General features: G+C 36.4%; 15 protein-coding genes. 5 read left to right on the forward strand and 10 right to left on the reverse strand.

What is annotated here, in order from left to right; translation table 11 throughout:
- Positions 1-369: 369 nt before the first annotated feature.
- From JIG37_RS01825 to JIG37_RS01840, 4 genes are all read right to left on the reverse strand, one after another.
- A complete protein-coding gene (locus JIG37_RS01825) occupies positions 370-1,527 on the reverse strand; it encodes a response regulator (RefSeq protein ID WP_199528556.1) in 1,158 nt (385 codons plus the stop codon).
- Position 1,528: 1 nt separating this feature from the next.
- Positions 1,529-1,975 (reverse strand): response regulator transcription factor, encoded by a 447-nt coding sequence (locus JIG37_RS01830; RefSeq protein ID WP_199528558.1) that lies wholly within the window; start codon positions 1,973-1,975, stop codon positions 1,529-1,531.
- Positions 1,959-4,805, reverse strand: coding sequence for a hypothetical protein (locus tag JIG37_RS01835; protein WP_199528560.1), 2,847 nt, complete (start codon positions 4,803-4,805; stop codon positions 1,959-1,961). The genes JIG37_RS01830 and JIG37_RS01835 overlap by 17 nt, the downstream gene beginning before the upstream one ends.
- A gap of 318 nt (positions 4,806-5,123) precedes the next feature.
- Positions 5,124-5,777 (reverse strand): hypothetical protein, encoded by a 654-nt coding sequence (locus JIG37_RS01840; RefSeq protein ID WP_199528562.1) that lies wholly within the window; start codon positions 5,775-5,777, stop codon positions 5,124-5,126.
- 300 nt (positions 5,778-6,077) lie between these two features.
- Between JIG37_RS01840 and JIG37_RS01845 the strand changes: the two genes are divergently transcribed.
- The 5 genes from JIG37_RS01845 (at position 6,078) to JIG37_RS01865 (ending at position 9,893) form a co-directional block, all read left to right on the forward strand.
- On the forward strand, positions 6,078-6,410 hold the full coding sequence (locus tag JIG37_RS01845; protein ID WP_036973899.1) for a hypothetical protein: 333 nt from the start codon (positions 6,078-6,080) through the stop codon (positions 6,408-6,410).
- 2 nt (positions 6,411-6,412) lie between these two features.
- Positions 6,413-7,066, forward strand: a complete 654-nt coding sequence (locus tag JIG37_RS01850; RefSeq protein WP_199528563.1) for a hypothetical protein — start codon at positions 6,413-6,415, stop codon at positions 7,064-7,066.
- 10 nt (positions 7,067-7,076) lie between these two features.
- Positions 7,077-8,060: a conjugal transfer protein TraF gene (gene traF / locus JIG37_RS01855; RefSeq protein WP_199528565.1), complete on the forward strand. Its 984-nt coding sequence runs from the start codon at positions 7,077-7,079 to the stop codon at positions 8,058-8,060.
- Entirely contained in the window at positions 8,060-9,418 is a 1,359-nt protein-coding gene (locus JIG37_RS01860; RefSeq protein WP_199528567.1) for a conjugal transfer protein TraH, read from the forward strand. The genes traF and JIG37_RS01860 overlap by 1 nt, the downstream gene beginning before the upstream one ends.
- A 172-nt stretch (positions 9,419-9,590) precedes the next feature.
- A complete protein-coding gene (locus JIG37_RS01865; protein WP_055022328.1) occupies positions 9,591-9,893 on the forward strand; it encodes a hypothetical protein in 303 nt (100 codons plus the stop codon).
- Positions 9,894-10,123: 230 nt separating this feature from the next.
- On the opposite strand, the gene JIG37_RS01870 is transcribed toward JIG37_RS01865, so the two are convergent.
- The 6 genes from JIG37_RS01870 to JIG37_RS01895 form a co-directional block, all read right to left on the reverse strand.
- On the reverse strand, positions 10,124-11,278 hold the full coding sequence (locus JIG37_RS01870) for a hypothetical protein (protein ID WP_199528569.1): 1,155 nt from the start codon (positions 11,276-11,278) through the stop codon (positions 10,124-10,126).
- Positions 11,279-12,324: 1,046 nt separating this feature from the next.
- A complete protein-coding gene (locus JIG37_RS01875) occupies positions 12,325-13,020 on the reverse strand; it encodes an FRG domain-containing protein (protein ID WP_199528571.1) in 696 nt (231 codons plus the stop codon).
- Between the two features lie 226 nt (positions 13,021-13,246).
- Positions 13,247-14,110 (reverse strand): DNA replication terminus site-binding protein, encoded by an 864-nt coding sequence (locus JIG37_RS01880; RefSeq protein ID WP_199528572.1) that lies wholly within the window; start codon positions 14,108-14,110, stop codon positions 13,247-13,249.
- A 406-nt stretch (positions 14,111-14,516) separates the two neighbouring features.
- Entirely contained in the window at positions 14,517-15,155 is a 639-nt protein-coding gene (locus tag JIG37_RS01885) for a hypothetical protein (protein WP_199528574.1), read from the reverse strand.
- 130 nt (positions 15,156-15,285) lie between these two features.
- Positions 15,286-15,705: a hypothetical protein gene (locus JIG37_RS01890; RefSeq protein WP_199528576.1), complete on the reverse strand. Its 420-nt coding sequence runs from the start codon at positions 15,703-15,705 to the stop codon at positions 15,286-15,288.
- On the reverse strand, positions 15,692-16,570 hold the full coding sequence (locus tag JIG37_RS01895; protein ID WP_199528578.1) for a hypothetical protein: 879 nt from the start codon (positions 16,568-16,570) through the stop codon (positions 15,692-15,694). Before JIG37_RS01895 ends, JIG37_RS01890 begins: the two co-directional genes overlap by 14 nt.
- Between the last annotated feature and the right edge of the window lie 175 nt (positions 16,571-16,745).

Below are 16,745 nucleotides of genomic sequence, written 5' to 3' on the forward strand. Positions count from 1 at the left end.
AGAATAATCGTGACCAATTAGGTGAAAGGTTGATTTACCTAAATCAATACCTATGACTTTTGCAACTGACATGATGGTTTCCTCCTGTAATAGCCAACACTATGAGTTTAGCTAATGGGTGGGGCGTACCATCTAATTAATGAGTCAGTAATTTTTCAAAATGAACATTTAATTGATTATCTAAAGTATTGAGAGTCCTCAATTAATATGTCACTCTCATCTATCCACGACTAAATGTACTTGGGCGGGCAGAACCCACACGATTTCTAATCTGACAGCAGCCAAGTTACAATGGTAAGTCTGTCAAATTAGATCTGAGTTAGTGAGGTTATTTATTCACAATCTTATATGGTTACATATTTCAAACTCTTATAATCTCTCAAGTTGCTTTTGGAGCATAATTGCTACGTATCGTGCTGAAGTTAGGCAACCAATATCGTGAAATCCGTCTGCTTTCGTGTTATCGGCCATGTCTACAACTGTCTTCGCACCGAAGTACAATGGTTTACATAATGACTGAGATGCCGCTTCATAAAGAGCATACATCTCCATTTCCAGTCCCGCCATTTTACGGTGTTGGGTTCCTATTCTCTCCATCATAGAAGCATCAGCTATGACAGCTGAACCTGATGAGATAGGAGCAACATGTATGTTCATGTTACCTAGTTCAGTAGCATAAAGGTTTTTACGTACTGCGTTGATGAGAGAGCTATCATTTTTAGACTGCTCAAGATCGACTTTAAGATTAGAGTCTATAGAGGCCTGCATGGGCTCTTGTTTGAATTCACCATCTTTCCATTTCCCTGTTTGATATTCCCAGCATATTTTTCCGACAATGATGTCTAGATAATTTGACTCTCCTGAAACTCCGGCACAAATACCACTCATTGCCACTATTTTGGGTTGAAATAACTCTATAGCTTTAGATGAAACGATAGCCATACTAACTAAACCCATTTCATTTGGCTTTATGATTAAACCGTGTTTATCACCGATTTGAATTTCTTGGCAATCCATTCCTGAAATATTTTGGGATTCGCCAAGCGTAGCGATTGTGTCTGAAAAAGCAGAGCGTTCTTTAGCCAACGCACAAAAGATCAAAAAGTCACATTTAATTTTTTGAGCGACTCTACTTAATTTTAATTCTAGGGCAGTTTTCCAGCCTTTGGACTCGTCATAACTAACTAGTGTGATACCTGCTTTGTTGAAAAGCTGTATGTTTTCTACCTCATTGACTTCAAATTGGGTTAAAGCTATTGCTTCAGATTGGTAATTCTTGCTGTGAGAAAATTCAGAAATAAGCTCAAAAGAGCAATCTCTTTCTTGACCATGTCCTTTTATGTCTGGAAGATACATATCAAAGATAACAAGGTCAAATTGCTCTGTATAAAGGTAACGTCTAGCACTAGTTAAATCTTCTGCCCAATTAATACTGTAGTGATTTGCTAGGTTTTGCAAAGAAGTATTTATAACTTCTTCAATAGATTCTTTCTTACTTGGGTTGTCTTCGATAATTAGTATTTTCATTTTACTTTAAGAATTCCATTGTTTTTTTCTTCCACGGTTCATTATTGCTGTGGTCGTAGTAACAGGCTTCAATCGCCATGAAGCCGTATTCTTCTCTAAAGGTTGCAGCAGACTCTTGAACTGGTATTAAGTCTTGTTCTATCTCGATTTCAGGGTATTGAGTTAGAATCAAAACTGGTAAGTCCATCAAATTTTTCATTTTTAGCTCAAACAAAACCTCTATACCGCCAGTAGGAAGAGGAACCGGAGTTCCTTGCCCCGGTAGAGCTCTATGGCTGGGTAAAGACATATCCAGTATGATTTTTTCTGGAGTATAATCAATTAAAAACCTGACAGCATCCATGACGTTATCAACTAGCGTTACTTCTGTCTCGTTGTCTAATACAGAGTTAAAAACTTCCATGATCTGTGACGATTTATGTGCATCATCTTCAACTATCAATATCATCGTACTTACCTCTACTATCAAGTTCAAAATGGAATTCAAAACAGAGCATATTTCCCGCTTCATTAGGAGAAAAATTTAGCTCGCTTATACTTCCTTCGTTCTCTAGTTTTTTTAGCTTTCGAATCCCGCTTTTACTCTCATAGTCGTCAGCATCACCTTTAGCTAAAAGCTGAGCTTCTTCTATGTTATCTAGTGCTTTTGTTACTGCTTCACAACTATCGAGTTCTGTATATAACTCAATACGAATCGCATTCCTTCTTTCTTCAAGTATGGACACTTTGAAATCTATTCTACCGTTAGGTTTACCATGCTTAGCAGAATTATGGATTAAAACAAATAATGCATCATATATAACATAGTACGTGCCACCATTTATGGTGAAGATTTTATCTACTAAGTCTATTTTAGGCTCAAATTCTGGGAAGCTATCTTTTACTTCGGATATCACTGCGTTAAATAATAAATAGATATCGGTACTTGGCGAAGCATAAGTAGGCTTGTTGAACCAAGATGCCATTAAGCCAAATTTCTGGCTAGTAAGTGAGTTAACTTCTTGAGAAAATTTGGAGTATTGTCTCTTATGTGCCAATGAACCATATTTTGGACTATAAGAAAATACACCATGTGAAGATTTTCTCTCACTGAGCAACTTCTTAGTTGTAACTAGGTCAAATTCGGCAAGCCTCCAGCAGTAATCAATAATTAAGCTTGGCAACCTAACAACACCAGTTCTCTTGGAATATATTCGAAGGATTTCGTATATCAGTTGATCAGCAACGACTTTTTTAGCTGGAGAATCAATATCTGTAGAAAAGCATCCATCAGGCTTACGTTTACTCTTGACCTGTAAGACGTTCTTTTTCAAAGCGTCTATCATTTCTTCGTAGCGTTTCATCCATTCGCCAAACCTAGAGCTAAACTCCTTATCATCGAATAAGTGAATATATTCTTCCTTGGAAGATAGAGCTTTTAATTCTGTGCTAGCAGTCCCTTCGAAGGTGCCGTGTCTTATCCGTCTTCCAAGGTATGAAGCTATGCCGAACGAACGGTTGTCACAAAACTCTTTGTAGCATGCTAGCAATAGATTAATAACCTCATCTGTGCTGCCTACGCCGGTACTTTTCCAATTAAGATTTACAGCAGGGTGCTCACTAATCATAAGGTTATCAAGAGCCATGGTTAGCTTACCAACCATTTGATCCTCAAACCATTGAGTGTATTTAAATGGGTCTACATAAATACGGGAATCATCAATAGTACCCTTTTCTTTGTTAATTTGAATATCTATCTTTAATGTTTTGGCTCTATCTAGATAACGTTCTTCACCACTGATTTTACCGTACCAGTTGAGCATATCAGCACGAAGCTGTATCGCATCCACAGGGCGATCTACTATCCTAAACAGGGTCGCTAGGAATGTTTCATCACAGGTCAATAGTAGGTGTTCTGCTACCGCTGGAGAAATACTATATAAGTACTGGACTAAGTCGTTCAAATTGCCATTGAACTGTTGTATGCAATAATCTTGGATTACTGACCGAAGCTTATGCTCTGACAGCTGAGATTTATGATTCAGGGTGATTAAACAGTTAACTACTAATTGAAGTCGCTGACATGTGGCTGAAGATGCCATTGATGCTAAATATTCTTTTGGACATATTTCGCCAATCTCACGCGTATAGGACATTAATTCCACAAACAAGTCTTGTTCGTTCTGCGATAGTTGACCTTGCTTTCGGCCCAGTACATATACTAGTGCGGTCGAGTTTTCTAACATCCCACAAGTAGAAGAATTATACTTGTCACTCCTAATTTCATACCTAGCAGGAGTTGTGTGATTCAGATGTTCTAGCTCATTGATATCTGAAAAATATTCTTCAATAATTGGTGTTGCTAGCTGATTTATATGCTTTGAATTTAAGGCATTTAAGTAGTAATAGCCATGAACTATTTGGAACTGTAGAGCATTGGGTTGTTCAGAAAATAGGAAGCTTTCTCTCAGAAAATAGTAACCAACATCTTCGTCTACTTTTTTGTACATATTTTCCGGATTAAATTGAATTGCAGAAATTCTTTCATATGCTTCCTCTAAGCTTCGTTCCACAGTAGTTGTAGGAATGAACGAAAGGTTAAACTTAAGCAATTTCATAAGATAGAGGTAAGAATCAAAAAGAGAAAACGAGAAGTAATCGCTCAAAACTGATTCAAACTCTAATTTGTCATTAGGGATTGGCTTAATAAAAGATTTAGCTATATGTATCCCATTAAATATTCTATTAATTTCATAGATTCTTTTCGATGTGGTAATATGAGAGGTCCTTAAGTTACTCAATTGAGTAACAGCGCTTTCAATGAAAGGGCAACGTGATATACTTATTCGTTGCTTTATGTAATCAATTTTTCTTAGAATCTCGTTATCATCCAATCCTAAAAGCTGGTATCTATTTGTTATGTAAGATAATTGACGAATTAAAAATACGGACGCCCCCTTCATATCAGCTAAATCACTACAATATTCTAAAGCAGTATTAATATCTCCAACATTTAGCGATTCTAATATCTTTACCGCACAGTCAGCCAACTCTTCTAGTTCGAAAGCATACTTGTTAATATACTCTACAACCTCATGTAGTGAATATTTCACAATTAAGTCATTCGCCTCATTAGGGCACCTATCCGAAAGCAACTGACCAATTTCAGTTCCATCAAAAATGGAACTGGATCTAACAAATAAGATAGATTTTTTGAAATCGGAATTGGTGCAACTATGCTTGATCTTCTCTAAAGCCCTACGAGTTTGCTTGAAGTTAGTAGGGTCTGTACCTCTCAAATAATTCCGCGCTTTCTTCGATGGGATATCGATTAAATGGACTGAACCTACGTTATTTATATTTAGTAAAAGGTGCTTAATATTCAAATAATTAATGCTCTGTAGCATAAGACGCTCACTGTGGCTACTTACTTTTTGTGTTCAAATATAACACTTATTGCCTTTATCATTGAGCATATTTAATTTTTAAGCTTATTGAGATTTGGTATTTGTATTTCCTTTTCCTTTTTCTTTTCATATTTGATAAGCCGCTTGAGTTAGGGAGCTCCTGAGCATTAGAAAAGTTTATCTTAGGAAAATACTTGTGCAGTGGAGGGGTTAGAGTCGTACATCTATTTGCTGATCTTTCTTATAGGAGGCTTTGGTAAATGACAGTTTTGTTCTGCAACCTGGTTCGAAAACAAAATAGGGAGTAGAAGTATTGCCATTTTTTGATGCTATCTCTATGTGAAGGTACAAAGGTAGTAATCGATCTAACACTTCACAAACTCTTTTAAAATCAACTCTTTCACGATTTTGTTTTTCACCTAGGAAAATAAAAGCATTAGTTTTGCACCATTCTGACTTGATTATGGTTGGCTGAAAGTCTTCACTTCTAGAGCCGTCACGCTCAATATCATAGTGCCACATGCTTAAATCGTAAAACTCAGTTCCGAATTCATTGATGTATTCATTGAATAAATTAATTTTCTCTATTAGAGCATTAAGGTTTGGATGATCTCTACTAGGGCGAAGGGAGAATGCTACTCCATATCGAAACGAATTATTTTCAAAGCCGATATTAAATTGAAGCTCGGCTCGACCTCCGAAATGAGCTCCCCAATCTTTTTTTACTCCCCTTTGGTCAAATACATACTTTGAGGGAACTCGTGATAAAGAATGAATATTTTTCCTCAATTCTTGAAGGTTACCCAGCTCATATTCTGTGAGCATTTTATTAATTTTATTTGCAATGTGAAACAGAGATTTCATTTAAAAACCTAAAAGTTATACCTGAATTGAGTATTACATTTCGATTGTTAATGGCCAACTTTGATTTTTGATAACAGTACTCGACTTAATTATCTAATTATAAAGTGCTAGTGGTTGAGGTTGTGTTTAATTTTTAAATCATAAAGTTTATATTTATAAATAAAATAAATTAAATTGAATCAACTGTTTAAATTTTCTATAAATTTTTATTGTGAAATATGCACTTTTTGTAGTTGCCAATTTAGTGACCTTCTGTTTAAAATGTAGCTTCATTGTTAATAATTTTTTATTGGTTGTGTTATGGAAAATCGAAGTCAATTTTTGGATGAAGCAATATCTATTCAAGTTAGTGCTTTGCTTCTAGTGAAACAAGCTGCAGTTGTAGATATTCAATTGGCTGCGCACCTTTTCTGTATTCAATCTGAAGCTGATGTGGTTGCTATACGTGATGCAAGTACAATGACATTGCAACGACTAGCTAGAGAAAAAACAGTTATTAACGCGGCATCGCTTGGTTTGAATGGAATTAAACAAATGCTAGATGCTATTAAAAGTGCTGAGAATAATGATTCAAAACTTGGCAAGCTTAAAAACTTAGCTGCAAGTACTTCAATCGCTGTGGTGGGGAATTAATTATGAATGCAATTAGTTCAGAACTCATATGTTTAGTGGATGGAAGAAGTGTTTCATATAATATAACAAGAGACATTTCACTGATTGTTACGCTGATGTCTCTTAATGCAAGGCCAGCTCTTGTTGCAGAGCTCTTTCCTTATATCAAAATTGGACGCTATAAAGAAATAAAAAGGGAAGTAGACACTATTTCTTCTAAGCCATTTGAGTTCAAGAAAATTGCAAATTCGGTTGGTTATGGATGGGTTGATTCAAACCGCGAAGGCTTTTTGATAGCGAATCTGCTATTTAATGAAGCTAAAGTTCTGTACCCTAATTTTGATTTTGATAATGACAATGTTTTTGCAGATATGCTTGTTAATGTTTGTATAAGCTTTAATAAGCGCTTCCAAGATTTGGTCGACCCAATTGACATTAATCAAGTTAATTCATTGTTTTGTGGAATTTCTAAGCAGGACTTATACCCCAATAGATGCTCATGTGGCCGCTTTTATTTAAGAACAACCCAAAGTTTCACTTCTTCTTGTCCTTGGTGTCGTTGTGGTGTTAATCCTAAATCAGTGAAAACAATCAAACTTAAAAAAGTAAATATTCATCATTTCGTTCAAGAGCAATCAGTTCGAGTACAACACACGCAAGTAGCTAAAATTTCGTAGGTTGAAAGGAATGAGATTCTATTTAAGTTTAACCATTGTAGCATTGGGAGTTATGAATGCTGGTTTTGTGTCTGCTAAAAGCTCACTGGATTCTGGAACAGAAAAACCTAGTAGAGGATGGCACTTTTACGAAGATCCTCAGCTTGTAGATGAGGAAAAGCAAGAAGTTCCAAAGGCGCAACCTCCTTCTGCACAGCCAAATGATAAGAAACAAACAGAAATGGTTGAAATTAATTCAGCGTGGTTGAAAGAAAACCTTCCTAAATTACTCAATACAGCTATTGATGATCCTAGTACAGAGAACATTTCAAACTATTATTACGCACAACGTTTAGCTATCGACAAAGCGAATGCATTTAGCGATCAAACAAAAGAATTTTTTATGTTTGAAGAGCAACTTTCTGAAAGTAACCGCCGACCAAATTCAAGTAATGCGTTATTTGCTCATAAAGTAAAAACAAATAAAGATAAAGCCAAAGTGTTCAATTCTTTATTTGATAAAGCTGGGCTGTGGATGTTTTATCGTTCTGACTGCCCGTATTGTCACCAACAATTTCCTGCGATGGAGTCCTTAGCTAAGATTATGGGGGTTGATGTGTTAGCAATCTCGATGGATGGCATTCTTTTAGATAAAGAGTTCCCGGGAGTTAAGCATGTGATCGACCCTAACATGACTTTGTCTCGAAAGTTTCAAGTGAACATTACCCCTACAACAATGCTTGTCTCAAATGATGGTCAGCACTTTCAAACAATTAAATATGGCATGGCATCAGGTAGTGAACTTGTTCAAAGAGCACTCTATGCAGCAAAACGGATGAACCTCATTAGTGAAGAGCAATTCGTTAAAACACAAGAAGTAAAAGATATTCTTGTATCAAAGGAGCCTTTAGTAGTTGAAAAGCAAAAGTTAGAAGACAACCCTTCAATTCTATCTGATCTACTCAGAAAACGGCTTAATGAGATTAACCTTTCAACGACATCAAAGGCTCAGTAATGTTTAAAATTAATAAATTAGCAGTGCTAATTGCACTTAGCGCTTTGTCTCCATCAATTCATGCATCAACTGTGATGGAAGATGTCTTTACTGAAGCTGTAACATTTCAAACGACAACTGCTACTTCATTCAGTACACCAACAAGAAACGGTATTAGTTTTGGTGGGGCTTCTTACAGAGTAAAAGGGGTAAGAGCGAATGTCGTTAATTTCCAACCTCCGAAAATATCTGGAGGCTGTGGTGGCATCGATTTTTTTGCTGGAAGCTTTAGCTTAATAAACTCCGACCAATTAGTGCAAATGGGAAGGGCGATTGCACAAGGTGTACCATCATACGCCTTTAACTTGGCTTTAACTTCGGTTTGTCCCTCATGTAGTAAGTTAATGTCAGACCTTCAAACAAAACTTGATGAATTTAATCAAATGACGGCTAATGGCTGTGAAAAGGCTGTTGGATATTTGGGAGATCTGAAATTAGATGACGGCACAAATGCAGTCGATACTTTCAAGAGCTCAGTTCAGTTTGGTGCTTTAGAAGGGCTCGCAAATGATGCTTCAGGTTGGTTAACAGATAGAGGTGAGGCAAACGCTACGAAAGGCGATACAGATAATACAGCTGTTAAAGCAGAAAAAAATGGTGTCGAAGTAGAAGTTAATACAGCTCATCATATTCTAGTGAATGCAAATGTCAGTGCATATACCCATTCCTCAATCTCAGGTTTGGGTGGAGCAAACTTAAAAGACCTGATCATGTCGTTAACCGGTACAACAATTTCTAGAAAGTCTGGAAGCACAAGCTCGACCGATACCGGGATTGATGTAATAACTAAACCTGCAACTGTCTCATTAAGAGGTATTTTCGAAGAGTCTGATACAGGCTCAATTAGAGTAATGAAGTGTGAAAGCACAGATCCAAATTGCTTAAACCCTATTGAACAAACTATCTCAAGCAGAGGCTTGAAGTACATTTTTGATGATATAGCAGAAAAGCTCGTTGCCAAAATTGATAAAAGACTGAATGTAGCTCAGACGGCAGATGAAATAGCACTACAAGCTATTGCAGATTTAAATGCTACAGAGTTAGTTAGCGCTTTAAAAAGTCCTCGGTTGGCCGCAAAGACATTATCATTAACAGCTCAGGAAGCTGTAGCTCAGCAAATAATAACGGTACTTCAGGAAGTGCTTCATAACATCAAGTCAAATTCATCTGTAGGTGTATCACTAAAAGGGGCTGTTGCTAAACCATATATCGAATCACTGGATAAGCTCAATGATGATCTTGATAAAATGCGATACAAAATAGGTGAAGATTTGAAGTTGGTTGCTACGCCATATGCGGTTACCCAGGCAATGAAGTAATTTAAAATTAATGCTCATGTATGATTAAGTTGTTGTGTCAAAGCGCCTTAACAAACAAATATATGAAAAATTTGTTTGTTAAGGCCTTTTTATTGAAGATTGCAAAGAGGGTACCCATTAAAAGTACGCTTAGAAAAATAGGCGAGTTAAATCAATACAGTGAAGGCGAAATATGGCGGAATTTAAGAAACTTAGAAGCTTTTGGAATATGGTGATAGTTGTTATAGGTATAATTTATCTTTTGCATACCTACGTCACAAATAGGGTTGTTGCTCTTCTCAGTGATGGTACCCCAAATACAACATTAGTTTTACGAGGCTGTACATCAGTTGAATGTCATATCAAAGGTACATTAAGAACAGATCCAATATCTTTGGAAAGCTACATTTTGAAAAGTGATGGAACAAAGCTTTATTTTAATCACGATGAAATTTCAAGTTTGTCATGGCCAGTTATAGATGCCAATTCTGAATAAGCTTTTGTAATCTTACTATTCTGGTTAGAGACAGGATATAAGCGCTCTAACAAGGTAATGCTAGCCGAGTTTGAATATTTTAATGATACTGTATTTTGTTTGGTGCTAAATGATCCAGTAATTCCCAGCTGGCTCTTTATTTCATTATGAGCCCATTCGATGAACTGTTTTGAACCACTACATAAGCCAATACAAAAGCATTTATTATTTCTTTGGTAATATTTTCTAACCTATCCATCACCTTCAATATAGCCTGCAATAAATGCCAGTACATTAGATGATTGAGAGAATTTAGATGGGCTTAGAGTTAAACTTTTCCTACGTACAATGCCAAATTGTTTTAGTGATTTAGCAATTACCTTAGAGGTAAATCTAAGTTCAACCATAACCGCTTTACTTGCAGAAAACCGGTAACTTAAGGTGTTACCAAAATCTAAATACCTAGCAAAATCGATCAAAATGGGCTCATTGTTAATGTGTTGAGAAAGGCCAATACGTTTATCACCATCAACCCATCCATCTGCAGCAATAAAGCCAGCCCAGAACGCACTTTCAATTGATTCGTCAGAAGAACATTCATCATTTACTGCAAAGCGGCCATAAGCGAGTTTTTTAACTTCAAACTTGGGATTAAATCCATCTTTACTGGCTGGAAATTGCTGAAGAAAGGTAAGGGTATTTGGGTACTCGTGGTTTTCTCCTGTGCGTTTTACATGAAGATTGCAATTGTATGTTTTGGGTAGCGGTGGAGACAATATAAACCCTCTTTTACTAACAATTTCTCTAAGCTTATTAAAATTAAAGTATCTCTTTTCTTGTGATGAGTTTTTGTAACATTCTGCGCAACCGTAGTGTTTTTGGCTAAGTATAATTTCAAAACTTGTTTGAAATTCATTACCGCAGCGACATAAAAAAGTTGGTTTTAAATCTAGTAATGCAAGTTGCTGATTAGTTACTAGTGATGTCCAGTGCTCGAGATCTACAATGCTTGGGCTTATAGATTTGGCGCACGCAGGACAATCGGTGAGGTGTTTATTGCTTCTAGGGGTTACTTTATCCTTGTTTAAAAATGGGTGAATTTTCTTGTTAATTAATAAACCGCATTTGTGCTTAAATATTGCGTAGCCTCCAACCCCTTTGTATGAATGTAGGCTATATGCCGAACCCTTGGCCAACATTAGCCGTTCTTTTAATTCAATGATGCTTAGTCGAGAGGACTTACCTTTTAACTTTGAATCGCAGCGGCCCTGGCAAGTAATGTGTGTATTATTCTTTAGAAGGGCATGCTTAATATTACTCAGTTTATGTGAAACTTTTTTCCCGCATTTCACGCCTGAGCCAAGGCTTTTGGTGCAGATTAGGTCAATTTTATCTTTGCTAAGCAATATTAAGTTGCTTTGGTTCTCTACCTTCGCTAGATATTTATCGCACAATTTAAACTGGAATGTCTTACTTTCAAAGATAAGTTTTTGTAGTTGCTCCAGTGTGAAGCTTTGTCCAGTATCACAAAGAGGGCATGTGATTTGTTGACACTTTAAAGAGCGGTTTACTAAGTACCGGGGTTTGGATTTAAAGCGTATTTGATGGATATTGCAAAATACACTTAATGAGGTATTTCGACTCTCGATAATTTCATTGTCCCCAGAATGAACAGTGAAACACGCTCTGTAATTGATATCTTTTTTTTGGGGGTGTGACTTGCACTAGATGGCAAACCTTTTAAAAAAGGAATTGAACTTTTCAATTGAAAGAGGGTACCTAAACATTATGAAAGTATCTTGATTTGGAGTCGCGCTGAATAAACTTTTGGCTTGGTTATTACGCAGATCTTTGAAATATCACCTAACGACACATCACCTCTAAAACCCACTTCTAAATTAGGGACTATATTACACCCATTAAGGCCATGGATTTTGCAATCTTCCCAAGAAATCAGGCTTGAATATTTTGTTTTTGAGAGCTCTAAAGCAACTAATCGACCAGTTTGATTTAAAATAGTAATAGGGTTACAACTCCCCACATTACCTGTGCTCTTTTCAAGTTCTCTAAAATCGAAGAAGGAAACGCAACCTTTGGAAGCAAAGTAAGGTTTGTAACGCCCGAATGGAGAAGAGTACTTAGCATCAATGTTGGGTTTAATAGCTTTGTCTTCATATATCGACTTGAACGCTTCAAAGCTTCAAAGCTAGTGAAATGAACAATACTGCCATTAAAAAAGTTGATTAATTGATCTAAAAATAACGCTGACATATGTGCTTACCAAAGAAAATAAATCGTTATGATAAAAAATAAGTATAAGTGTATGAAAGTTAAAACCTTACTTTTTTAAACCTTATATAGATAAAAATGATTTATAGTAATTTTTCGGTAACAACGTGCTTTGCGGAAATTAAGGAGTGCCAACTAGTAAATTATCCGTAGAAGAACTTTGTTATACGCCATTGTGACGCCAATTTAGATACTTACATAGTCCTTCTAGATCTGGAAACAAAGTGTGGCTATTTACACCATGCCTATCCAAAGCTTTAAGCATAGTTTTTCTAAAATCTTCTGGAACATGAATTTCAAAAACGGAACGCTTCATTTCCTTATTTTTCTCAAGCGCAACAAATTTATTATTTTTCAAAGAGTACTTGTGTGATGTGAACCACCCATGCTGCGCAACAATGCGAGGGTTGTTCAGTGTTGGTCTAAAAACCCTAGTGGAACCAGGGTCGAAAGGCCCTACATCTTCATTGTGCAAAAATTCATCGGCATACAGAACATATACATATACGTCCCCTTCTCGGTGATCTGAGCAAGCGAACCATAAAGCGGCCAAAGGATTGCTCGACCAATCCAATAAGCGAGTCTTTAATCCAAAATGCTGAGCCACTACAAGTAAATCCCAATCAGACATTTGCTCATTAGATACCAAAGCGCTGCCCATTCTTCTGAGCTCTTTCAGTGTTTCCATTTCCGATTCAGTAGTATTCTTTTTTGGAGTTTCTCGGCAGACACTGGGCAGAAGGTTACCTTGAACGGATTGCCCTCTAAATAATATAAGCTCCGAAGTTTCGTCAAGTTCTTCTATCTCTCGTATGTAGTCAGAAAAACTACAAACTGTTATCGATTCCATTGATTTCATAAGTGCATGCTATGTATATAGCGAGAGAACCGCGCGTTTTTCTACCGCTGCGTCGCTCGCTTTTCAGAATGACTCATTTGTAACAAACTTCTTAACTAATTGCCAATCCAACTAAAATGGTACATATACGATTTATAAATGACTGTATATCTCAATTGGACTATTGATAAAATTGTGTGACACTTGATTCCACTTTAAAACGTAGGTACATAATAAGTATAAGAATTTATTCATTCATTACATAAAGTCTCTTGATTAAGTAATTATAATGTTCAGTTTCACTTGTTGACCTGATACAACTCTTTAATGGTGAGATCTTACAAGGCTCATCACCGAATACAATGATAGGTACATGGCCATAAAACATAACCGTGTTAGTGTCATCAGTGAAAGAGACGTTCAGCTTAGGTGTAATTGGCAAAGGTCTTTTCACCTTGATAATTTCGCCTGGTTTTGATTTTACTAATTCAATTTCTTTTTCAACCCATGGCGCCCATTCAGATCTAGTTTTGCCTGAAGGAGGGTTATCTTTACTGCCGGCTAAATAAGTAAGAAATTCTTCTTTGTTAATAGTTCTCATACTGTTTTTGTTACACCAAGTAAAACCAACTCGTTTAACTGGGCCATCAGCAACTTTGATCAGCCTGTATATTTGTAAGGTAATAGCGTTAGGGCAAATTGACTGTATTAGCTCTCGCTTTTGACCTTGATTGAGTTTGCTGCTGTTGATGAGCTCTTTTATTATCACTTTTTGTAAATTACATGCATCCACCAGCTGTGAAGCTGATTGATAATGAATTGGCGCCAATTGGATAAAGCCGGGTAGTCTAAAAGGGTATTTAGGTGAGTGGTTATAATCTGGCGTAAACCGGGCAAAAGAACCTGTGGCCATACTTAATGCAGTAAAGCCGGTATGCTTTTCAGGGGTTACTAATTCCCAACCACTAGTATTGGACATGTCACCAGCTGAAGCTGGTAACTTATAGCATTCAGCATGAATCACCTCAGATTCATGAAGGAATTGGTTAAGTGCTTCAGTCGCACTAACTAATTGGTTTAATGCAAACTCAACATCATTATACAAGGACATAGGCAATTCACTTAAGCGGTTACTTTCTATACCATCATACCATTTATTGTATATAAAGCACACACCTCAGCATCTGCGTTTTTGTCCTTTATTTTAATTTTTCTTTTATTTATTTTTATCTTCTTAAAGTAGGGCGCAACCAATCGGGGCTATTCAATGGCACTAAGGGTGGGTGAGTATTGATTAAAGATATTAGTATGATGGTATAGATTTAACGTTATTAATTAAGGTAGCCGGAAATCTTAGAAATAAGGTATCTATTGTAGGAGAGGAATAAAGTTTCATGCAAATTGCTACTATCAAGTCCGAATCAAGCTACAACTGAGTATTAAAGTATCATACTCGTTGTAACTCACTTCTGGACAAAAACGTTTTAGAGTACTTATTTGTCCTTTTAAACGACTTGTTAACTTGCAAGCCACTGAAGAAATGTTACAGCGTGACTCAGACTCATAGCTAATAAACTGATGATAAATTTTAATGAGTCTTTCAAACCAAAAATAGCCTCAATTACCGTAATGGTAGTTAACAAAAGGATTAAATTATTGGTTCGCGTTTGAAGCAGTTGCTGCTGACTTTGACAGTAGTAATCATGCCACCACTCGTTTTCTTTTTTATAAGGCTCATCTATATCATGGTCTCTATGGTGTTGATAAGTTTTGATTACCTCTCCATCTTTATCAGGAACCAAAAAACAACGGGTACCAATTGACCCTTCATGCCAGAATGTATATCGATCAAAATACAATTCAAATTCTTCACCAGGATTTAACGCTTTAATTTTGGGTTTAGAATGAGCTTGTTGAATGAAACCATCAAACCCACTACTCGAGCTGATTTCAAATTTAGATATTGTTGCTCCTGAAAATGGTTCGGAACCAATATTCTTTATTTTCAGACCATATTCAAATGGTTCATTTTGAATCAAAAATGGATATTTTCTAGCGTACCATCTTTTTTTAATAGGCCTATGGATAAATTGAAGACGAAGTTCCGCCTGCTTCTTAGGTAGCATCTCCATTTGCTCTTCTTTATTTTTTTCCACTAAAAACTCCGATTTATCAAGGCAAGTTAACGCTCGCATAACGAGCTAAAAAGGCTTGGCTATAATTGGTGAAGCACGAACCAAGCCAAGCTTTTTTAGTCCATACGTTAATGCGTTTGTTATACGCACTTTATGACACTGCTTGCTCTTTATTAATATGGTAAGCAGCTGAACCATAAATAAAATGAAAAACTGAAGCAACAGCAAATAATATTAATTGAATAATACCTATATTCTGACTTGGCATGACCAACATCAAAACGTACACGACAATATTAATTGCCAAGCCAAGGCATACTAACAAAGTAATATTAAAGGTTATCCCTGCCATTTTTTTTGACTTACTAGTTGCTGCCAGAGCAGTAGTTAATTTGACAATAAGCTGACCATAAATGATGCTTGATGCTATTGACCAATCTGAAAGCAACAAAAGTTCACTGGTTTGATCTTGTGCAAATTTAACAATTACTATAATGACGAACGGCAATAGAACAAATAAATACGAGGCCATTAAATACATTGCCGCACCCTGAGGCTTACGCTTCATCACTATCGCACTCTAAGTCTAAAATTGATTGCAATTCATCGCTTCTAATTGGGCGTTCTACGTGTAATATTTTGTGATTTGAAAAAGAGAAGTGCTTTGCACCTTTTGCCTTATGAGCTTCATATGAAACTAATGCAATAATTGCATCACCGGGGTCTATATGAGCCAATTCTCGATTTTGATAACGCTTGAGCCATTGTTCATCTAATAAGGGTGCTGAAAAAGATTTACGTCTTTCAATGCTTTTAAAATCCCACATAGCATCGCCAAAGAAAACAGGCTTTTTGATTAACAAAGTCTCTGTTGTTTTTACTTCTCGAAGAATTTCAATGAACAAAGAGCCTGGCTCTTTATCAAACCGAACTTTAGTGTTTAAAAATACCAGATTATTGCTACCAGATTTTAGATCAATAGTTTCACCATCTATTAATCGCTCTGAAGCGTTCACTAGTTTTTTAACGCCTTCGGCTAAGCGCAACCTGTTAATATTTAACTCATTTGGGAATTTAATATCTATGGATTTTTTTACTCTATCTTCTACATGTGTAGCTATATTTTCAATGTCTTCCTCAGAATTTATTTCTTCAAATTCAACCATTGAGCCCGCGATGTACTCTGGGATTTTACATAGTGTTTGGCTAAATGATTTTATAACCGAAGCACAATTTAATACAGCCTTAATAGATCCTTGCTCAACAGCAGATAATTGATAAGAAAAATCAGCTTCAGGATCAATACTGTGGCCTACGACATGCACTAATTCTTCAAAAGCACTTACGTATTCAGCCATCGCTATAAAGACACGATCTGCACTACCTGTTGCAGGTTTATAATCAAGTCTTATTTCAAAAACTCCATCTTCTAACATAAACTCCTCGTGAATAGCGGATGACGATTGTGCGTATAGACATAATGACTCCCACACGGTGCTAGCCTCCGCTTTTCGTGGGTTAGCTTAATGACAAAGCCAGAGCCATAATTAGTTTGTCAAATAACTAAACAGCAGAGGCTAGCATGAACAAACATAGCATACTTTTTATCGG

It is taken from the genome of Pseudoalteromonas sp. bablab_jr010 (genome assembly GCF_016464105.1).
GTDB classification, from domain to species: domain Bacteria; phylum Pseudomonadota; class Gammaproteobacteria; order Enterobacterales; family Alteromonadaceae; genus Pseudoalteromonas; species Pseudoalteromonas simplex.